Genomic DNA, 19,728 nt, shown 5'->3' on the forward strand with positions numbered 1-19,728 from the left:
GTAATTATTTTTTAGATGATGAAATTACTTTTTATTACCGTGAACGCCTATACGATAAATGACAGGATTATATGGCGATACCATATCCTACTTTCACGCGGTCCATCACCACATGCGTATAAAAGTGCTTCACGTTGGGATTGTCCATCAGCCATTGCTTGCTGAAGTCTTCATAGTGGCGCATATCGCGGGTATTCACGATCACCACGAAATCATAGGTGCCGGTAACGAAATAACACTGCATTACTTCCGGGCATTGGCGCATGGTGGCTTTGAATTTTTCCAGCTCGCGGGAATTGCCATCCTGCAATACCACATCCACTACGCAGGTGATGCCGATGCCGGCTACTTCGGGCGAGATGATCGATACATCTGCCTCTATCACCTTCTCTTCGCGCAGCTTCTTCAGGCGGCGCTGCACTGCGGAAGGGCTGAGATTAACGGTAGCGGCCAGCTCGTCGGCGGTGAGGCGGTTGTTCTGTTGCAGCAGGCGTAGCAGCTGTTTATCGAAATCATCCAGTTCATGCATTTTTTCCGCGTTTTAGCTATCAAAACTACCTAAAAAAACCGTGAGCGAGCTTCCTTTGCAGAAAAAAAGCAGCACGCTGAAAATAGCTTTGTGACAGCAAAAAACAACAGCGATATGCCCACACTTTTTACACCGGAAGAGATACAAGGCTTCCGCAAGGACACCGCCGGATGCGCGCAGGTGATCCATCTCAATAACGCAGGCGCCAGCCTCATGCCCGACAGCGTCACACAGGCGCTGCAAGCGCACATCACGCTGGAATCCACCATCGGCGGCTATGAGGCGGCAGCGCTCCGCGCCAAAGAGATCCGTCACTTTTATACGCTGGCAGCGCAGCTCATCAACTGCCATGCGGATAACATCGCTTTCACGGCCAGTGCAACGGACTCGTATACACGCGCTTTGTCGGCCATCCCTTTTGAACGCGGAGATATCATCCTCACGGATAACGACGATTTCATCTCCAATCAATTGCAGTTCCTCTCCTGTCAGAAACGTTTTGGTATCCGGATCGTGCATATCAGGAATGCGCCGGAAGGCGGCGTGGACCTGCACGACCTGCAACAGCAGCTACACCGCCTGCAACCGCGGCTGCTGGCCATTACGCACATCCCTACCAATGCGGGGCTGGTACAACCGGTACAGGCGATCGGCAAGATCTATAAAGATTATATCAACACGCACGAAGGCAAAACATGGTACATCCTCGATGCCTGCCAGTCGATCGGGCAGATGAAACTCGACGTACAAAGCCTCCACTGCGATTTCCTCAGCGTCACCAACCGCAAATTCCTGAGAGGGCCGCGCGGCGCGGGTTTCCTGTACATCTCCGACAAGGCGCTGCAAGCAGGACTGGAACCACTTTTCATCGATATGCGCGGTGCGGAGTGGGTAGCCAAAGACCGCTACGAGCCACGCAAAACAGCCATGCGCTTCGAAGACTGGGAATTTGCCTATTCGCTGGTACTCGCCACCAGCAAGGCAATAGCGTACTGCCTGCATATCGGTGAAGAAAGGATATGGGAACAGGTGAAATACCTGTCGGGCCTCCTGCGGCGCGAACTGGCCACCATCAAAGGTTTACGGGTGCTCGATACCGGCCCGGAAAAAGGTGGTTTGGTAACTTTCACCATCGCTGGCGCACAGCCAGATACCCTGGTGCAGCAACTGCTGCAACGCAGGATCAATGTAGTGCCGAGCTACCGCAATTTTGCCGTGATAGATTTTGATGAGAAGCAGGTGCAATGGGCGCTACGCGCCTCTCCGCATTATTTTAATACGGAGGAAGAGATCAACATTTTTGTAGACACGTTGAAGACGTTGGTTTGAAGCCCTTGAAGCGCTCAAAGCGCTTCAAGGGCTATGAGCCGCGAACGTGACACATTTATACTTGCCAGAAGCATACAAAGGTTGCCGCCCTTGAAGCGCTTAAAGCGCTTCAAGGGCTCTAATCGCGTCAAACACTCCTTCTTCTGAAAACCGCATGCCTTATCCTGCTCAGCGATTCCCGGGTGATGCCCAGATAAGAAGCGATCTGATGTTGCGGGATATGCTGCTCAAAATGCGGGTAACGTTCCAGGAAATCGAGGTAGCGGGCTTCCGCAGGCTGTTGCAATAACAACACGCGCCGCTGTGTAGCGATGAAAGCGTTTTCCATGATGATACGCCAGTAGATATTCATGGCAGGGATTTCGCGGAAGAGCGCTTCCCGCATGGAATGGTCGAGCAGCAGTACTTCTGCATCTTCCAATGCGTCGATATTGTAAGCGGAGGGCGTATGGGTGAGCAGGCTGTAGAGGTCGGCGATCCACCAGTCGCTGAGGGCAAACTGCACTACGTTTTCGCGGCCATCGTTGCTGGTTTCGTACATGCGCAGGCAGCCGCTGAGCACAAAGCAATCGGCCCTGCATACGTTGCCTTCTTCCAGCAGCCAGGTTTTCTTTTTCACCTTACGGTATTGGAAGAAGGCAGGTATGCGCGCGATATCCGCCGGTGTAAGCGTGATATGCCGGCTGCAATTCCGGATCAGTAACTCGTGCATGGCCGTGAGTATTTACCATGCATAGATACAACATTCCGTTATTATGGCACAAAACCCAGCTGCCGCATCAGGGTGAGATCGTCGGTAACGCGCCAGTGTTCTGCGATGCGGCCATTCACGATCTTTTCAATATTGATCTGGTTTACGGTGATCTTTTTACCGGTAGGCGGAAGGTTGAAGAGACTGTCTTGCTGGGTGCCGGTCATCACCAGGCGGGCAACGGCCATGCTGTCGTTCACCACCATATCCTTTATCTCGAAATGGAGGTCGGGGAATGCCCGGCGGATGGCGGCCACAATGGGTTTCAGGCCGCCGGGGCCTACTGGCGGATTGGGCGTGCTGGGCGTATGATTGATGTATTGTGGGGCCAGCAACTGGTCCAGCACATCCAGCTGGCCGCCGTTCCATACTTCCGTAAAATAACGTTCTACGATCTTCCTGTTCTGTGCCGCCTTTCCGGGCGATTGCACACAGGCGTATACCAGCAGCCACAAGGGCAGGTATAACAACATTCTTCGCATGATGCTTTTTTTATGCATCAAAATTCCGTTAGCGGCAGCAGATTTTTTGTGATCTGGATCAATGGATATCTGCGCATTAATGTATCGCTACACGGATCATCACCGGGTATTTGTTGGAGAACTGAAACAGTGCATCCAGTACGGCCTGCGGCGCAATGCTGTTATGATCATTGAGGTCGGCGTTGATCCGGTTGCCATCATTACCTACGGCCTGATACGAACCTTTTACGTACTGCATATGGTTGCTGCCACTCAGCAATGGTCTTGAAATAAAAATATGATCGAACCAGGATTTAGCGCCACCGCTGGTACCACAGCTGTTCGGCACGGTGGCCAGCAAACGGGTGGAGGTAGTGAGATAAGGCGCTACCAATGCAGGGTTTACGTCCCAGTTCACAGGATAATGCGCATTGCCATCCGGGAAGAAAGGCGGATCATACATGGCGGTAGTGCTATCTCCCGATACAATGGTCTGATATCCATCTTCCATACTGCTATGTGTATTGAAGTCTCCCATATTGATCACATTGGGCAGCACCTTGAATTGCCGGCGCAATGCCTGCATTTCCGCCGTCACCTGCTGATCACGGGTAGCGCTGTTGCTGCCGGATTTGGTATGGTTCACCACTACATACAGGAAGAGGGAATCATGCGTTTGCGCAAGCGTACTGTCTTTATAATATAATTTGTAGAGATCGAAGTCGGTGATGTTGGATACTAACGTTTCCGTATATACGTAACCCAGTTTTTGCTTGTTGTAGAACAGCACGGAAACATCATCTCCGTTAGTGGTGTTGGTGGGTTTGGCATAGTCGTAACATTGCGGAAACGCCACGTTCAGCACTTGCGATGCAATCGTTTCCGCCGGATGGCCGGGGGCGTACATCTTTTCACAGCTGAGTATATCGGGTTGCGTGTACCGGATGATGGTGCGGAAATAAGCGTTTAGTGAATCCATATTGCCCTGACAGCCATCGCCATAGTTGAGCACATTGTAAGCCATCACGCGGAGGGTGTCAGGGTTGTAATTGCGGGCTGGTACAGGTTCGCTGTTGTTGCCTTTCCCGCAGCAAGACATAGCGGCTATGATAGCGGCCAGGGAAAACATTCTTCTCATCAGAAAAATTTTTAACAAAAAGCCTGTCGACATTCCGCCCCTACGGGGGCGGGATGCCGGCAGGTCATATTTTTTTATCTACCAATATAACGCCCCGCAGGGGCGAAATGTTGGTAGATCATATTTCATCAATGTTGGTTACCGGAACCATTCACCTGGTAGCAACCGAGATCGCTGCCGGGCGGCGTTACTTCCGTTGCGCCGAAGATCGGATCGATCGGTACTACCACCAGCGGATGTACGGCGGTATAGCCTTTACCGATCAGGGGTGATCCCGGCTTGATATGAAAATTGTAGGCGCCTATGGCAGTAAGGCCCCAGGGCGAATAAGGGCTGGGCAATGGATAATTTACAAACATCGGGTTGAGCTTCTGCACAACGGGCGTACCGTCGTACTTCGGATTCATATAGTCGAAGTTAGCAGGCAGGTAGCTGGAGGGAGCAGGCAGGTCGGTCGCTTGCGGTTTCGTACATACGGTACCGGTAGTGAAGAAGTTGTTGGCGATCACCAGTGAGTCGGCATACTGATAGTTGTTGCCATAGCTCAGGTTAGCGGTATCGGCGGCGGGATTGTTTACTACGCGGTAGCCTACACGACAATTAACCGCTACGTTGTTATAGTACGCGCCTCTGGCGCCTTCTTCAAAGTTAGTGGTAGAACCGCGCTGGCCGGGCACTACGCCCCTGCCGCCATTGATGAAGGTGCTGTTGTACATCACCACGCTCGTTTGCGGCGCACCTACGGGCTGGCCTTTGTTGGAAGCTTTCTGTCCGTTATAGGCGCTGCCGATAAAGAAGTTATAAGCCATGGTGCCTACGGTGCCGCCTTTTACATTCACTACGTCGCCACCGGTGCCATTACATTTTTCGAAAGTGTTACGGAACACATGGATCCTGCCATTAGACACGCGGATACAATCATCCGTACCACCCCATACCCAGCTGTCTTCCATGATGAAAGCGCCATTAGGATTCTGGAATAACAGGTTGTAGGCGGTAGTAGCTTTCTGCTGCACGGCCGGACCAAATGATTTACCATAGCTGGCGCCGGCGAAATCGATATGCGTCCATTTAATTACGAGCATGGGGCAGGAAGTATCGGCGGCAATACCTTTCCAGAGGCGGTTGCTGCTGTGTGCTGAATCTGCCGCGTAGGCAAGACCGGGCGTATAATCTTTCTTCAGGCCGGGCACCGTCATCGTTACCGGGCTTGCCTGTGTACCAAGACTTACAAGGATACCACGCACTACGATACCTGCGCTGTTGGTCACATTGATGGTAACGCCAGGCTGGATCAGCAGCGTATCGCCATGATTTATGTATACGTCGCCGCCGATGGTGTAGGTTTTACCGGAGAGCATTACGCCTTTGATAGCGCCACTGAGCGGCGTAGCGTCGCTCACCGCCTGGCCCGGAGGCGGGGTGTATTTATAAATATCTGTTTTCTCATCCGCCCATTTCTTACAGCCGGTGCCTAAGCTCAGTACCGCCAGCATAGTGATCACTGGAATGAATATCTTTCTCATGTATTTTGTATTAAGGATGATTAGAACTTGTATTTAAAGCCAGCCAGGAAGCTCAGGTAAACGATCTGTTTTTCCATGTTGATGATATGATCGCCGGAACCCTGGTTAGGTAATCCCTGTGCAACGAAGTAGTCGTGTACGGCAGGATCCACTTTGATATACAGTCTGGATGCGGAGTTGGTGATGTTATTCACTTTCGTGTAGAAAGAGAAGTGTTTTGCCAAACGCTGTTCCAGGGAGAAGTCCAGCTGGGTATAAGGCTTCTGCCAGATATCCAGTCCGTACCAGGCAGACACCTGCGCGATCCTGTCGCCAGTGTAAGAGAATGCCACCTGCATATCCAGTCCGATCTTCGGATTCTTATACAACACGGATGCATTGCCGATGTGCGCCGCCTGGCCTTGCAGCGGCCTTGTTTGCGTGGTAACGCCGGTTTGCGTTTGCGCCAGTACCTTATCGTAGTATTTGGTGGTTTTCAGCGTCGTTACTTCGGAGTGCGTATAGGTGTAGTTAGCTGATACGCCGAACATACCGAAATATTTGGTGTACACGGCTTCAAAACCGAAGTTGGTGGCCTTATCGGTGTTCTGTGCCTGTATGTTCAGGTTGCTGGGGCCGCCCTGGTTGATCACGAAATACTCAATCGGGTCTTGCAGTTGTTTGTAGAAACCGCCCAGCAGCAATTGATTGGAGCCGCCCGGGAACAGTTCATAGCGCAGGTCGATATTGTCTGCGCGTACGTGTTTCAGGTGCGGGTTGCCCATCTCGGTGAATTGTTCGCCATGAACTGAATACGGATCGATCTCTCCAAAGCCCGGTCTGCTGATGGATTTGAAGTACGACAGGCGCAGTTGCTGGTTGCCCATCATATACCTGAAGTGTATGCTGGGCAATACATCCGTATAATGAATTTTACCATAGCGGGCGTCAAATTCAGCAGGCATTACAGTGGTGTAATCCTGTTGGGTATTTTCGATGCGCACACCGCCCAGTACCTGCAACTTCGGCAGCAGCAGGAATTTCACTTGCACGTATCCTGCGGTGATATATTCGTGCGCGGTGTAAGTATTAGGCGTGATAGCTGTTACGCTGCCGCTGCCATTTGAAGAAGGGTTGAAGAAGAGAGACAGGGTATCGATGGTATGAAAGGCCTGCGTGGTGCCGTAGAATGGTTTCAGGGAATAATCGTTGTAGTAATTGTCTCTGGTTTTATAGCGGTATAATCCACCGCCCTGGAATGCTACTTCCTGACCAAACAAACGTGGCGTATAGGCGAGGTTGGCATAAGCAGCCCAGTCTTTGTCGGTATTGTGCTGCCAGGTATGGCCTACTCCCGCACCATAGGTGGAAGAGTCGGCGCCGGTAGCTTTGCCATTGCCGTTAAAGAATACGTTGGAGTTGAAATTGTAAGACGACATATCCGGCACATTGCTCTTGGCGATAGAATATACGCCGGTCCAGTCGAACCTTACACGATCGCTCAGCTGATGATCGCCATGCAGGGTAGCATTGTAGATATCCTGTATCTGCCATCTGCTCCTGTATTCTACGTCAACAGATTTTTGTACGGCAGAAGAGTTGGTGCCAAAGGTGGTATCATTGGTGTACCTGGTCTGGTACTCGTTCTGATGTACATAGAAATTATACAGGGAGATGCTGTTACGGCTGTTGAACACATAGTCGATCTTGTTGTGCACCGCGATCCTGTTGGTTTGCGTTGAATATCTTCTGTCCATCACATCGGTGATCATCAGGCGGGTAGGCTCCGGCACGATGTCGGTGTTGGCGCTGGGGATGATGGTTTGTGTGTTGGAACCACGGAAGAAATTCTGGTAGCTGGCAGAAACGATCACGCCCAGTTTCTTGTTGATGAAACGGTCGCCGATGGTCAGACCAGCAGTCATGTTCACCGGGGCAGATTTATCGTTATAATGAAACTGGTTGATGGAGAAATCTTTTGCTGTGGCCGTATAGCCGTTGCCGTTAATCTCGGCGGGTGATGATTTACCGAGGCCGCTATGGTCGAAGGCGCTGAAAGGCCTGTTGGAGAAGAGCGTGGAGTAACCGCCTGCTACGTTAGCGGTGAGCAGGAAATGATCCGGCGCGCTTTTCATGACGAGGTTCATGGTGCCGCCGATCGCATCGCCTTCCATGTTGGCGGTCAGCGCTTTGATCACTTCCAGTCTTTCCAGCATTTCTGAAGGGAAGAGGTCCATCGGTACGAAGCGGTATTTATCATCCGGGCTGGGTATCTTGATACCATTCACCAGTGTGTTGTTATAACGCTGCGCCATCCCGCGGATGATCGCGTAACGGCCTTCACCGCTGTTATCACGCTGGATGGTAACGCCACTCACGCGTTGTAATGCGTTGGCAACGGTTACATCGGGCAGCAGCTGGATGGCCCTTTCAGAGAGGATGTTGAGGATCACATCGCGGTTCTTTTCCAGGCCGCGCGCGTAGCTGTCGCTATGCACATTGCCGCTGGTAACGTTTACGGCATGCAGTTCCTTTATATCATCTTTCAGTTCAACGTTCCCCAGTGTTTCTGCAGCGTTTACATCTTTCAACGTTACCTTGAATGCATCGGAAGTTTTATAGCCAACAGATTTGATCCTGATCTCGTAGCTACCTTGCGGCAGGTTGCGGAATACGAAGCTGCCATCGAGATTAACAGCGGTCCTGTATTTGGCATTTCCATTCTCTGCTTCTACTACCGCGCCCACCACAGGCTCGTGCGTTTTTGAATCAGATACTTTTCCTTTGATGATGCCAGCGAAGGCCGGCAGGGAAAAACAAATTCCACCTAATAATGACAATAGTTTACAGGGAGAAGAGGGCATGATGAATTTTGGTTTAGTGAAACAAATCTCTTCAAAAAGAGAGATGCCTTTCAAGCCCTTCCATTCATTTAATTATTTGATAAACTTAAATTAACCTTTTGTTATTATTAAAGGGATAGATTATGCGGTTTTCTCTGCGTAAAAAAATTACTTTATCCTTCAAAAGTGCCTGCTACTATTGATATGCAAAAAATCTGGAGCAATTCTGTGGCCGTCATCTTATCATGATAACCACTACAGAATTGCTCCAGATTTCATTACTGCTTCACGAAGCGGAAACGCTGTGCGGGCGATGTGTTGCTGCCCCATATTTCTATCTTGGTACCGTTGGCGGTATTGTTGGCATAAACATCCAGCGAGGAGCCGGTAGCGCAGGCGGGCGACAGGCTATAAATACCATTGCCTACAGCGGTGATCTTCCATCGCTGGCCGCTGGCGCCATTATCCGTAGCGATAGTTACCTGTGTGCCGTCAGCGCTGGCATTGCCGGTTACGTTCATCACTTTAGCGGGCGCGTTCTGCGGCTGCAGTTTATAATAGCCGTTGCCGGTACTGGTCACCATCCATTGCTGGTTGGCTGTGATGGGAGCGTTCTCGCTCCACAGTTCCACTTTGGTACCGTCGGCGGTGGCGCTGCCGGTAACATCCAGTACGCTGCTGTTGTTGGTGGTAGAAACTATTTTATATACGGCGCCGGATACGATACCGGTATCAGCAGGAGCGCTGCCGCCGAAATAAAAATCCACTTCTCCATTTTGTGTGCTGCTATTGACGATCACGGTATTATTGCCGGATGGCGTGGTGATAGCGCCGCCGGATACAGACCAGCTGAAATTGGCCGGGGGCGTGCCGCTGCGGGTAGTGAGCTGGATGTTTGTCATTGTGGCTTTGTCGGTGTTCGGCCACTGTGTGAGGATATTCGTATAGGCTTCCCAGCATTCGATTACGCCGGTAGCTTCTGTGGGTCGTACTACCGTTACATCTGCGGCGGGATAGCCGGTGAATGATTCTTTGTAGGTCCAGTTGGCGCCATCATAGGAGATGTAGGTGATCACACCTTCGAGCGGCGTGCCGGGAGATACATTCACATAGGTGCCATGGAAGTAATTGCCGCCAAGGAAGTACCAGTTGGCGATCGCATAGAAAGCGCCGCCGGCGGTAGCGCCCCACATCAGCACGGGTTGCAGCGAGCCGCGATCGATACCATTCCACAGGAAGGTAGTAGCTGTACTGGTAGATTCCTGTGGCACCGGCGGCACAGTCCATTTAGTGGAAAAGGACTGGATGTTGGTAGCTGACGCCTGCGCCGTATAGCCGGGATAGTTAGTGCCGGTAAGTTCGGTGCTGACAGCCTGTTGACCAGCGGGCATGCCCAGCGGCTCTTTACGCAGGCGGGCCGCAAACAGGTATGGGTCGCGGCTTTGCAGCTCTTCAGCGGAGAGCTGCCCGAAATCCTGTAATACCTTGCCGCTGGCAATATCTACTTTCTGCAAGTGGCCATTAGCGATGCGGGCAGTGGTATGGTTATCCACCGCAATCACGCGCGCGGCTGGTACTTTGCCATAGGGCGTTGCTACCATACCGTCTTTGTCGGGCTTCAGTGCTGCGGGGGTGTTGGCGTTGCCGGCGTCCTGCTCTTTGCGGCAGGCAGTGAAAAAGAGGGTAGTGCTGACTGCAATGGCAGCCAATGACAGGAGTTTTTGTTTTTTCATCGGATCAGTTTTTGTTTAGGATAGAAAAAATAAAGACGTGGTTGATACATCCCTGGCACGGGTTTCATCGTTCACTGATGACAATAGGGCTATTGATTCTTTTATTTGCTCTCCAACATAAAAACTGTTATCTGTAAAAATTATTGTGAAAGGCTAAATAAAAAGGCTGTATCGGGGGAGTGATACAGCCTTCGTTGCATTGCTTACCACGAACAGTACTACTTAGCAGAAATCAGAGCAGGTGCGGCGCGCCGTGCAGAGGTCAGTGCAGGTGTAGATGGTGAGCTTGGCATTGGCAGGAACTTCCTGTGAAAGATTGGCTACTTTGATAGTGCCGAGTGTCAGTTTTTTGGAGTTTTGTTTTTTCATAACATTTATTTTTTTGGGTTTATACCAGCAAATTAGTTTTGGCGACTGCGCTATTATCGCATTTTCAATAAACCAGTAGTAGTACTTCAGTAGTTCTACTTACAAAAGAGGGGACGCCGAAAGTGGCGTCCCCTCTTTATTTCCGGCAGTACCTCAGCAACGTGGCGTGAGGCATCCGGGGGCGCCGTGTGTACAAACAAAAGTGTAAACGGTAGCTGCTACTACCTGAGGCATTTGCTGGGAAAGGCGGGCCACTTTGAGGGAACCGAGTGTCAGTTTTTTGGTGGGTTGTTTTTTCATAACATTATTTTTTTGGGTTTACAACCACCAAATTAGTTTTACTAACTGCGTTATTGATGCTCTTATGAAAAATCAGTAGTAGTACTGACAAAAACAGAGGCACCTGAAAGTGGCGCCCCTGCTTCATTTCCGGTCATTACAATGAAATTACATCAACATAAATTCGTTGGACAAGTGAACCTCTCTGAACAAAGAAAAGTACAATTGCGAAGAGAAACAGGAATTTCTTTTGAAGCATCCTGTGAGAGACGGGCAACTTTGATAGCGGCAAGTTTCAGTTTTTTGGTGGGTTGTTTTTTCATACCATTTATGTTTGGGTTTATAAACAACGGGGTTGTTTGAATGATTACGTAGTATCGCCCCTACGGGGCGACAGGTTGGTAAATAGCATTTCGTCTACCAATATTTCGCCCCTATGGGGCGGATTGCAGCGTAGACCACATATATGCTATCGAGCTATCGCCCCGTAGGGGCAACATATTGGTAGCAACACATTCAGCCAACAATGTTACGCCCCGTAGGGGCGATATATTGGTAGCAATGTATTCAGCCAACAATGTTACGCCCCGTAGGGGCGATATATTGGTAGCAACGCATCCAGCCACAATGTTACGCCCCGTAGGGGCGATATATTGGTAGCAATGTATTCAGCCAACAATGTTACGCCCCGTAGGGGCGACATATTGGTAGCAACGCATCCAGTCAACAATGTTACGCCCCGTAGGGGCGATATATTGGTAGCAACGCATTCAGCCAACAATGTTACGCCCCGGAGGGGCAATATATTGGTAGCAACGCGTTCAGCCAACAATGTTACGCCCGGTAGGGGCGATATATTGGTAGCAACGCGTTCAGCCAACAATGTTACGCCCCGTAGGGGCGATATATTGGTAGCAATGTATTCAGCCAACAATGTTACGCCCCGTAGGGGCGATATATTGGTAGCAATGTATTCAGCCAACAATGTTACGCCCCGTAGGGGCGATATATTGGTAGCACAAATTAACAGAGGCGCCTGCGTTATAACCGCAGGTGAAAAAATAAGCATCGCTAACTATTTCACGATCTCTCCCATAATCTCTTCTAACTGTTTTTCAAATGCCTGCGCTTGTTCAAACATCGGGAAGTGCCCGGAAGCCTGTATCCAATACAGCTTTGCATCTGGGCGTATCATTTTCAGCTCGTAGGTGCAGAACGCCAGCAGGTCCTGACGGCCGCCGATAACATACACCGGGCCTTTGTAATGAAAGAGACTTTTGCTCAAATCGAAATGTATCCTTTGCAGATCCTGCCATATCAGGCCTTGCATGGTAGCATTGGATTTGGCGATATAGATCTTTTTCAGCAGGCTGTCGATGTTGGCTTTGTCGTAGACATAAGCCAGTCGCATGGTCCTGCTGTATTGCGCATTTTCTTCTTCGCTGCTTTTGCCTTCACTGATCTTTTTCTCCAGAGAATCCAACAGGGCCAGTTCGGCGCGCCCAACGCGCGCGCGCAGGTTGTTGGAGAGTGTTGTCATCCACTCATCGGAGAATTTGTAGAAACCAGGATTGGACAATACCAGCGCCTTTACCTTATCCGGATGTTCGGCGGCAAAGCTCATCGCCAGCATACCGCCCCAGGAGTGGCCAAAGATGATGGCATTGCGCAGCCCCAGGTGCTGCATCAACAAACGGATATCATCCACTGCCGATTGCAGGTTGATGGTAGTAGAATCAAAACGGGAAGGGATGGAAAGCCCGGTACCACGCTGTTCCAGCAGGATGGCCCGGTAATGTTTACCCAGCGCGATCGCTACATCTTGTTGTTGCAGACAGGAATTGCCTGGCCCGCCAGACAAAACGATCACCGGTGTTCCCCGGCCCCAGCTATGATAGTAAAGATGACCATAGGCATATTTGATAGAATCAAGCTGCTGGGCGGCAGCAAAGCGGGTACTGCATAGTAGCATGGTTAACCATATCCAGGTTTTCATATGTTTATATTTCTGTTTCGGGTATCACGGCGGTAGTATAAGGCGCGATGTATTCCCATCCCAGGGAATGATACAGCTCCCTTCCCTGCGCAGTAGCCACCAGCAAGCCTTTGCGGGCTCCTCTCCCTTTGGCAACGGCTTCCAGCGTTTTCATGATCACGCTTCCCAGTCCACGGCGACGGTGATCAGGATGGGTTTCTATGCGGTCGTAGATCGCGTAACCGTCTACCAAAGCAACGCGGCCTACTGCCGCTTCTTCACCGCGTGCGGTCAATATCCGCACCAGTGGCACAGCGGCGTGTTTGTTGACATCTACATGATATTGCGGTAACAAGTGATGTTTGGCAGGATGCATGCCGTGGGGGCAGCTCATCATGAAGGCCGGCGCCTCCAGCTTCCAGGCGGCAGGTAATATCGCCGCTACCTCTTCCACGGGTGCGCATACTTTCAGAAAGATATGCGGCGCATCAATTGTTGCCGCCAGTTCACGCACCATCGGCGTACAGGCCGGAAAAACATAACGGGTCTTGATCCCGGGCCAGCCCACCTCTGTACGGAAACCATCGCCAAACGGCTCTGGCGGCGGCACCTCACGAGCCATCGACCATCCCTTCACCCAGGTCTCTAATATACAAGCATCTACGGCGCTCATGGCAACAGGTTATGTGACCCTAAAGATAAGCAATCAAATATTTCACTACATTTATAGTATGAAATACTGCGAGATCATTCCCGGAGATCAGTTGAAGCCTTACGTCAAGTGCTACTACACCTTCGAGTCCTACGCCAACGTAGAACTGGATGATACCGTATTTCCCGGGGGCCATATGGAGATCATCTTCAACCTGGGAGAAGGCAAATGGCAGTCGTCTGTAAATGATACCTACTATACTACCCCGCCGGTAGAACTATGGGGCAAACTTACCCAGCCCCTTCCCGTAAAATCGCTCGGCAAGCACCGGATGCTCGGTATCCGCTTCCATGCGCATTCTGCGGCCTATTTCCTGCAAGATGAGATCTCACAGTTCAATAACCAGGTAGCCGATCTGCGCGACCTGCTCGGTGAACCAGTGCGCACACTGCATGCGCAATTACTGGAAGCTGTGAGTCTTGATGCGCGTATACAACTCATCGAAAAATTCCTGCTCAAACGATTGGCACAACAGGAAGGCAAGATGAACCATCTGGCCATGATCGGCCAGATCATCCGCGAGATGCAGCAAAGCGATAGCCAGGATCATATTGAAAGCATTGCTGCACGCTATCGCCTCTCCTCCCGTTATCTCCGCAAACTGTTCCTGCAATATACCGGTGTAAGCCCGAAGCTATACAATAAGATTAACCGCTTCCAGCATAGCTTGCAACTGATCACTGCCAACAGGTCTTCCCTTACTTCCATCACTTACGACTGCGGTTATTTCGATCAATCGCATTTCATCCGCGATTTCAAAACATTTGCAGGCATCACCCCTTCTGATTACTCACTGAACGCCTCTCCCGTATCGCAGGCAATAGCAGGTCATTAAATTGTTCCGTTTTATACAATTTGCGCTGCCGCACCCAGGCTACTTTTGTAGTGTTAAAACTACAAGATCATGTTTTCCAAATTTGAACAATTCAAACACCTGCATACAGCGCCGGGGCTACTCGTATTACCCAACGCCTGGAATGCAAAGAGCGCACAGGTTTTCCAGGATGCCGGCGCTAAAGCCGTAGCCACTTCCAGCATGGCGGTAGCCAACAGTCTGGGCTATGACGACGGAGAAGCGATGTCCTTCGATGAATATCTTTTTATCGTCAAGAGGATATTATCCGCAGTAGATATTCCTGTATCGGTAGATATAGAGATGGGGTACGGCCATACGAAAGAGGAAATTTACGACCACATCGCTACGCTGGCACAATTGGGTGTGGCGGGTATCAACATCGAAGACTCACAGCTCAGTGATGGCGCCCGCAGCTTGCAAGCTGCCGAAACGTTTGCGGCCAATATCTCTTACATCAAAGAACAGCTCACAGCCGCGCAGCTGGCCATTTTCATCAATATCCGCTGCGATACTTATATTTTAAATGTAGATCATAAACAAGCTGCCACGCAGCAACGACTGGCGCTCTACGAACACACAGGCGCCGATGGTATTTTCCTGCCTTGTATTACAGCGCCGGAAGATATCGCCGCCGCTGTAAAGGCCACCACGCTACCCCTGAATGTGATGTGCATTCCCGGCCTGCCCGATTTCCAGACCTTACAGCAACTGGGCGTGAAACGCGCCAGCGCCGGGCCTTTCCTCTTCAGCAAGGCAGCCGCACATACAGGTGAATTATATCAACAGATCCTCCGTGACAACAATTTTTCTTCCATCCTCTAAAACAACATCATATGCAATTACCTACCAAAGCACAAGACGCGCATGCCGCACTAGCCGCCGCTTTCAACACCGGCGATGTAAACACCGTGATGAACATGTACGATCTCAGTGGCATCATCGTACCCGAGCCAGGGAAGGCCGTTTCAGGCCAGGCGCAATTTGAAGCGGCCATCCGGTCCATCCTCTCCATCAAAGGCAAAATGGAGATCAAAACCGTATACTGCCTGCAAAGCGGCAATATCGCCGTAGGCAGGTCAGAATGGAACATCACCGATGGCAACGAAGTGAAAGTAAACGCCAAAGGCATTGAAGTGATGCGCCAGCAGGCAGACGGCACCTGGAAGATCGTGATCGATCATGCCTTCGGTGCAGAAAAGGATCTTATTGCTTAATCAGCATTTTGGTTGAAATAGAAAAACCCGGTTATCCAACCGGGTTATTTTTTTTCCTGATGTTGTCCTATTCTTTTGTTCCCGTTTGATATAAAAGAAAACATCATCATGAAAACAAACATCCTGCTCCCTGAGCGCGTATTTGGCGAATCAGTCCGCTGGCATGAAGATCGCTGCTGGTTCTCCGACTGGGGCACACAAGAGATCATTGCAGTGGATCCGCAAGGCCGCAGCGAAACCATGGTACGCCTGCCTTTCCAGTCCTTTCCCTTCTGTTTCGACTGGCTCCCCGATGGCCGCCTGCTCATCACTTCCTCCAGCGATCAGCCACTGTTGCGCCAGGAAGCCGATGGGTCGTTTGTATCACATGCCGATGTGCAACACCTCTCCCCATTCGGCTGGAACGAGATCGTGACCGACAACAGAGGTTATGCCTACCTCAACTGTGTTGATTTTGATATGATGAACGGCGCGCCTTTCCAACCTGGCCACATCGCGGTGGTGGCGCCGGATGGCAGCGCCCGGAAAGTGGCGGGCGACCTTTATTTCCCCAATGGGATGATCATCACATCCGACCATCAAACCCTCATTGTAGCGGAATCTTATGGCAAGCGGCTCAGCGCATTTGATATCGCAGCGGACGGCAGTTTACACAATCGCCGTATATGGGCCGATCTTGGCAACGGCGTGCCCGATGGCATCTGCGATGGCGGCGAACATACCATCTGGTATGCAGATGTGCCCAACAAAAGCTGCACCCGCGTGCGGGAAGGCGGCGAGGTAGTAGAAAGCATCACGCTGGACCAGGGTTGTTTCTCCTGCGCCAGCAATGGCCATCAGCTGTTTATGGCTACGATGGAATGGAAAGGGCCACAGCAGCTGTTCAGCGGGCCACGCACCGGCAATATTGTAATGGCGGAATGGTGATCTTTCAAAGATTGCGCGTAACTTCCGGGCTCAAAGGAACGTTTATGCGCCACGTATTCAACACCGCCCGGCTTGCCCTGCAGCCACTGACAAGCGGCGATGCGCCTTTCATCTACGAGCTGCTCAATACTGAAGGATGGAAGACTTTCATCGGCGACCGGCATATCCACACGCTGGATGATGCTGCCGCCTACATAGAAAAAATATTATCGAACCCGGACGTGACCTATGTGGTGGCCAGGCTGGCACAGGATCAGGAACCGGCGGGCATCGTCACGTTCATCAAACGGACCTACCTGCCATATCATGATATCGGCTTTGCCTTCCTGCCTGCCTATGCAGGCCAAGGCCTTGCCTATGAAGCGGCTGCCGCATTCCTGGAATTGATCCGGGCAGATGCCTCGCATAAAGAGGTGCTGGCTACCACCCTGCCCGGGAACAGCCGCTCTATACAATTACTGGAAAAACTGGGACTGTCGCTACAGGAAAAAATGATGCTGAACGGAGAAGAATTATTGTTGTTCCGCCTGGTATTAACACCGCAATAATTACTGCTGGAATCCCCCTGCAAATACCGTAAATTGTAAATATGGTACTTGAAAACAAAACAGCCGTAATATATGCCACAGGCATGGCTGCCCGCATCACCGGCATAACGATCGCGATATGAGTAAACATATCCTGCTGATCCTCCTGCTCTGCGCTACCGGCTACACCCGGGCACAAGCGCCGTTTGATACGGCGCTGCGCAATAACAAGGGTATCTATTCACTGGTCATCAGTATGCACGACAGCATCGTATATGCAAAGGGTTATAACGGCAAGGACTATACGGAATTATGCAATAACCAATCGCTTACGAAAAGCATCGAAGCTGTTTTGATCGGCATTGCGATCGACAGAGGACTGATCCCGTCGACAGATACAAAAATTGCTGCGTACTTTCCTGCGCTTATAACGGATAAGGATAAACGAAAAACCGCCATCACCATCGCGGATGTGATGAACCAGGCTTCAGGGCTGTGGCATGAAGACCTCATGCGGCTGGACCGCTACCTGCGTCTCTCCGACCCTTCCGACTATGTGCTCCGGCAGCCATTGCTCGCCGATCCCGGCAGCGAGCTGCATTATAACAATGCCGCCTCGCACCTGCTATCGGTGATACTCACCAAAGCAACAGGGCAGGCAACGGAAGATTTTGCACGCCAGTATCTCTTTGAGCCGCTGGGCATCCACCAAACCGAATGGCCCCGCATGGCCGACGGCTATAACGATGGCAGCGGCCTGCTGAGCGTACATATGAGCACTGCGGCCGTCAACAAGATAGGGCAACTGCTGCTGGATGAAGGCCGCTACCAGGGGCGGCAGCTCGTTTCCGCAAAATGGGTACAAGCCCTGTTATCTCCCGAAAAAAAATATCCTGCTCCCTGGGGCCTCGTCAACACTGATTACGCTTTGTGCTTTTACCACAAAATATACCGGGGAGAAAAAATGATCTTCGGCATGGGCTGGGGTGGGCAATACCTGATACTACTGCCCCACCTGCATGCGGTGATCACCGTGAACCAGGACGTGAACGACCGTAACGCCATCCAACAATCCAATACGTTTATGGGACAGCTGTTTCCTTTGATATTCGACTGGCTACAAACGCTGAAAAAGTAATATCTACAGAAAGCGGCGTTTTCATCTTCTTCCAAAAATAAATTGTCAATAAGACAATTATTTTATTATCTTACGCAGCCAAATCATCTTCATGAAAAGGATCGCCCTTTGTCTCGCCACCTTATTATTCAATGTAGCTGTACATGGCCAGCAGACTGCTTTTCACGACTGGGCGCCCACACCGCCCATGGGATGGAACAGCTGGGATTGTTTCGGCCCTACGGTAGTAGAGCAGGAAGTAAAAGATAATGCTGATTACATGGCGCGCTACCTGAAAGCAGCGGGCTGGCAGTATATCGTTGTGGATATACGCTGGTATGTATCCAACGACAAAGCCCATGGTTATAACCAGGCCAATCCGATATATAACCTGGATAAATACGGACGCTTCATACCGGCGCCCAACCGCTTCCCCTCTGCCAGTGGTGGCAAGGGTTTCAAGCCGCTGGCAGATTATATACACGGCAAAGGGCTGAAGTTCGGCATCCATATCATGAGAGGCGTACCCATGATCGCCGTGCAGCAACGCACTCCGGTAAAAGGTACCAAGGTAACTGCCGCCGATATTTATTCTCCAAAGGACAGCTGCGCATGGCTGCACGATATGTGTACCATCGATGCAGCGAAAAGCGGCAGTCAGGCCTATTACAATTCCCTGTTTGAGCTGTATGCCGCCTGGGGCGTTGATTTTGTGAAGATAGATGATCTGTCGAGGCCCTATCATACCGCAGAAATTGACATGATCCGCAAGGCGATCGACCGTTGCGGCCGCGCCATCGTGTTAAGCACTTCTCCCGGCGAAACGCCGCTGGAGGCGGCGCCGCACGTCAGCGCACATGCCAATATGTGGCGCGTGATCGATGATTTCTGGGACCGGTGGGCACAGGTGGATGAACATTTTGATATTTTCGAGAGATGGAATAAATGGAGAATATCCGGCGCCTGGCCCGACGGCGATATGCTGCCCCTTGGCAAACTGTCTGTTAGAGGGGAAGTCGGAAACCCGCGCATGACGGCCCTCTCCAAAGATGAGCAATACACGCTGATGACCCTCTTCGCGATCTTCCGTTCGCCCTTGTTCTTTGGTGGTCATCTTCCCGACAACGATCCTTTCACACTTTCCTTACTCACCAACCGGCAGGTGCTGGATGTGCTTAACAACAGCACTAACAACCGTCAACTGTTCAAAGACGCCAGCAGTGCGGTTTGGGTGGCCGACAACCCGCTCACCGGCGAAAAATATCTCGCAGTATTTAACCGCAGCAATAGCCAACGCACTATACCCGTTACACTATCTTCCTTCGCCAGCGAGGCCGCGCACCGGATCAAAGACCTGTGGACCGGCAAAGAGCTGGGAACTTTTTCTGCATCTTTTCAACCAATAATCGCACCACATGGCGCAGGCCTTTACAAGCTAAAGTAAGGCCCAACAAAATTTAGAG

The 19,728-nt window shown here is 51.0% G+C and carries 19 protein-coding genes; 8 read left to right on the forward strand and 11 right to left on the reverse strand.

Annotated features, from left to right (window positions below):
• Window positions 1–67: 67 nt before the first annotated feature.
• On the reverse strand, window positions 68–529 hold the full coding sequence (locus FPG75_RS19635; RefSeq protein WP_143309061.1) for an Lrp/AsnC family transcriptional regulator: 462 nt from the start codon (window positions 527–529) through the stop codon (window positions 68–70).
• Window positions 530–643: 114 nt separating this feature from the next.
• Between FPG75_RS19635 and FPG75_RS19640 the strand changes: the two genes are divergently transcribed.
• Window positions 644–1,858, forward strand: a complete 1,215-nt coding sequence (locus FPG75_RS19640) for an aminotransferase class V-fold PLP-dependent enzyme (protein WP_143309063.1) — start codon at window positions 644–646, stop codon at window positions 1,856–1,858.
• A gap of 127 nt (window positions 1,859–1,985) precedes the next feature.
• On the opposite strand, the gene FPG75_RS19645 is transcribed toward FPG75_RS19640, so the two are convergent.
• The 10 genes from FPG75_RS19645 to FPG75_RS19680 all read right to left on the reverse strand — a co-directional run bounded on the left by FPG75_RS19645 (window position 1,986) and on the right by FPG75_RS19680 (window position 13,585).
• Window positions 1,986–2,570 carry a Crp/Fnr family transcriptional regulator gene (locus FPG75_RS19645; protein WP_143309065.1) on the reverse strand — a complete coding sequence of 195 codons (585 nt, stop codon included), beginning with the start codon at window positions 2,568–2,570 and terminating at the stop codon, window positions 1,986–1,988.
• A 41-nt stretch (window positions 2,571–2,611) separates the two neighbouring features.
• Window positions 2,612–3,091 (reverse strand): ester cyclase, encoded by a 480-nt coding sequence (locus tag FPG75_RS19650; protein WP_161596854.1) that lies wholly within the window; start codon window positions 3,089–3,091, stop codon window positions 2,612–2,614.
• Window positions 3,092–3,167: 76 nt separating this feature from the next.
• Entirely contained in the window at window positions 3,168–4,208 is a 1,041-nt protein-coding gene (locus FPG75_RS19655; protein ID WP_143309069.1) for an exonuclease/endonuclease/phosphatase family protein, read from the reverse strand.
• A gap of 128 nt (window positions 4,209–4,336) precedes the next feature.
• A complete protein-coding gene (locus FPG75_RS19660; protein WP_143309071.1) occupies window positions 4,337–5,734 on the reverse strand; it encodes a hypothetical protein in 1,398 nt (465 codons plus the stop codon).
• 20 nt (window positions 5,735–5,754) lie between these two features.
• Window positions 5,755–8,577, reverse strand: a complete 2,823-nt coding sequence (locus tag FPG75_RS19665) for a TonB-dependent receptor (protein WP_143309073.1) — start codon at window positions 8,575–8,577, stop codon at window positions 5,755–5,757.
• A gap of 257 nt (window positions 8,578–8,834) precedes the next feature.
• A complete protein-coding gene (locus tag FPG75_RS19670) occupies window positions 8,835–10,289 on the reverse strand; it encodes an RICIN domain-containing protein (protein WP_143309075.1) in 1,455 nt (484 codons plus the stop codon).
• A gap of 222 nt (window positions 10,290–10,511) precedes the next feature.
• A complete protein-coding gene (locus FPG75_RS26060) occupies window positions 10,512–10,658 on the reverse strand; it encodes a hypothetical protein (protein ID WP_161596855.1) in 147 nt (48 codons plus the stop codon).
• A gap of 153 nt (window positions 10,659–10,811) precedes the next feature.
• A complete protein-coding gene (locus tag FPG75_RS26065) occupies window positions 10,812–10,958 on the reverse strand; it encodes a hypothetical protein (protein ID WP_161596856.1) in 147 nt (48 codons plus the stop codon).
• Window positions 10,959–12,012: 1,054 nt separating this feature from the next.
• Window positions 12,013–12,933, reverse strand: coding sequence for an alpha/beta fold hydrolase (locus FPG75_RS19675; RefSeq protein WP_143309077.1), 921 nt, complete (start codon window positions 12,931–12,933; stop codon window positions 12,013–12,015).
• A gap of 4 nt (window positions 12,934–12,937) precedes the next feature.
• Window positions 12,938–13,585 (reverse strand): GNAT family N-acetyltransferase, encoded by a 648-nt coding sequence (locus FPG75_RS19680; RefSeq protein WP_143309079.1) that lies wholly within the window; start codon window positions 13,583–13,585, stop codon window positions 12,938–12,940.
• A 58-nt stretch (window positions 13,586–13,643) separates the two neighbouring features.
• Here FPG75_RS19680 and FPG75_RS19685 point away from each other — a divergent pair, with 58 nt between their 5' ends.
• The 7 genes from FPG75_RS19685 to FPG75_RS19715 all read left to right on the forward strand — a co-directional run bounded on the left by FPG75_RS19685 (window position 13,644) and on the right by FPG75_RS19715 (window position 19,709).
• A complete protein-coding gene (locus FPG75_RS19685; RefSeq protein WP_161596857.1) occupies window positions 13,644–14,459 on the forward strand; it encodes a helix-turn-helix transcriptional regulator in 816 nt (271 codons plus the stop codon).
• A 69-nt stretch (window positions 14,460–14,528) separates the two neighbouring features.
• Entirely contained in the window at window positions 14,529–15,302 is a 774-nt protein-coding gene (locus FPG75_RS19690) for an isocitrate lyase/PEP mutase family protein (protein ID WP_143309083.1), read from the forward strand.
• A gap of 11 nt (window positions 15,303–15,313) precedes the next feature.
• Window positions 15,314–15,694 (forward strand): YybH family protein, encoded by a 381-nt coding sequence (locus FPG75_RS19695; protein WP_143309085.1) that lies wholly within the window; start codon window positions 15,314–15,316, stop codon window positions 15,692–15,694.
• A gap of 108 nt (window positions 15,695–15,802) precedes the next feature.
• Window positions 15,803–16,621: an SMP-30/gluconolactonase/LRE family protein gene (locus FPG75_RS19700; RefSeq protein WP_143309087.1), complete on the forward strand. Its 819-nt coding sequence runs from the start codon at window positions 15,803–15,805 to the stop codon at window positions 16,619–16,621.
• Window positions 16,622–16,665: 44 nt separating this feature from the next.
• Complete coding sequence (locus FPG75_RS19705; protein ID WP_161596858.1) at window positions 16,666–17,169, forward strand: GNAT family N-acetyltransferase; 504 nt, start codon at window positions 16,666–16,668, stop codon at window positions 17,167–17,169.
• A gap of 118 nt (window positions 17,170–17,287) precedes the next feature.
• Window positions 17,288–18,286, forward strand: coding sequence for a serine hydrolase domain-containing protein (locus FPG75_RS19710; protein ID WP_143309091.1), 999 nt, complete (start codon window positions 17,288–17,290; stop codon window positions 18,284–18,286).
• 91 nt (window positions 18,287–18,377) lie between these two features.
• Complete coding sequence (locus FPG75_RS19715) at window positions 18,378–19,709, forward strand: glycoside hydrolase family 27 protein (protein WP_143309093.1); 1,332 nt, start codon at window positions 18,378–18,380, stop codon at window positions 19,707–19,709.
• Window positions 19,710–19,728 lie beyond the last annotated feature (19 nt).

The sequence above is a fragment of the Chitinophaga vietnamensis genome (assembly GCF_902167635.1).
Taxonomy (GTDB): Bacteria; Bacteroidota; Bacteroidia; order Chitinophagales; family Chitinophagaceae; genus Chitinophaga; species Chitinophaga vietnamensis.

Excerpts from the sequence above, each read along its gene's own strand:
- FPG75_RS19635 (WP_143309061.1), bottom strand. The coding sequence starts at position 529 with ATGCATGAACTGGATGATTTCGATAAACAGCTGCTACGCCTGCTGCAA.
- FPG75_RS19640 (WP_143309063.1), top strand. The coding sequence starts at position 644 with ATGCCCACACTTTTTACACCGGAAGAGATACAAGGCTTCCGCAAGGAC.
- FPG75_RS19645 (WP_143309065.1), bottom strand. The coding sequence starts at position 2,570 with ATGCACGAGTTACTGATCCGGAATTGCAGCCGGCATATCACGCTTACA.
- FPG75_RS19650 (WP_161596854.1), bottom strand. The coding sequence starts at position 3,091 with ATGCGAAGAATGTTGTTATACCTGCCCTTGTGGCTGCTGGTATACGCC.
- FPG75_RS19655 (WP_143309069.1), bottom strand. The coding sequence starts at position 4,208 with ATGAGAAGAATGTTTTCCCTGGCCGCTATCATAGCCGCTATGTCTTGC.
- FPG75_RS19660 (WP_143309071.1), bottom strand. The coding sequence starts at position 5,734 with ATGAGAAAGATATTCATTCCAGTGATCACTATGCTGGCGGTACTGAGC.
- FPG75_RS19665 (WP_143309073.1), bottom strand. The coding sequence starts at position 8,577 with ATGCCCTCTTCTCCCTGTAAACTATTGTCATTATTAGGTGGAATTTGT.
- FPG75_RS19670 (WP_143309075.1), bottom strand. The coding sequence starts at position 10,289 with ATGAAAAAACAAAAACTCCTGTCATTGGCTGCCATTGCAGTCAGCACT.
- FPG75_RS26060 (WP_161596855.1), bottom strand. The coding sequence starts at position 10,658 with ATGAAAAAACAAAACTCCAAAAAACTGACACTCGGCACTATCAAAGTA.
- FPG75_RS26065 (WP_161596856.1), bottom strand. The coding sequence starts at position 10,958 with ATGAAAAAACAACCCACCAAAAAACTGACACTCGGTTCCCTCAAAGTG.
- FPG75_RS19675 (WP_143309077.1), bottom strand. The coding sequence starts at position 12,933 with ATGAAAACCTGGATATGGTTAACCATGCTACTATGCAGTACCCGCTTT.
- FPG75_RS19680 (WP_143309079.1), bottom strand. The coding sequence starts at position 13,585 with ATGAGCGCCGTAGATGCTTGTATATTAGAGACCTGGGTGAAGGGATGG.
- FPG75_RS19685 (WP_161596857.1), top strand. The coding sequence starts at position 13,644 with ATGAAATACTGCGAGATCATTCCCGGAGATCAGTTGAAGCCTTACGTC.
- FPG75_RS19690 (WP_143309083.1), top strand. The coding sequence starts at position 14,529 with ATGTTTTCCAAATTTGAACAATTCAAACACCTGCATACAGCGCCGGGG.
- FPG75_RS19695 (WP_143309085.1), top strand. The coding sequence starts at position 15,314 with ATGCAATTACCTACCAAAGCACAAGACGCGCATGCCGCACTAGCCGCC.
- FPG75_RS19700 (WP_143309087.1), top strand. The coding sequence starts at position 15,803 with ATGAAAACAAACATCCTGCTCCCTGAGCGCGTATTTGGCGAATCAGTC.
- FPG75_RS19705 (WP_161596858.1), top strand. The coding sequence starts at position 16,666 with ATGCGCCACGTATTCAACACCGCCCGGCTTGCCCTGCAGCCACTGACA.
- FPG75_RS19710 (WP_143309091.1), top strand. The coding sequence starts at position 17,288 with ATGAGTAAACATATCCTGCTGATCCTCCTGCTCTGCGCTACCGGCTAC.
- FPG75_RS19715 (WP_143309093.1), top strand. The coding sequence starts at position 18,378 with ATGAAAAGGATCGCCCTTTGTCTCGCCACCTTATTATTCAATGTAGCT.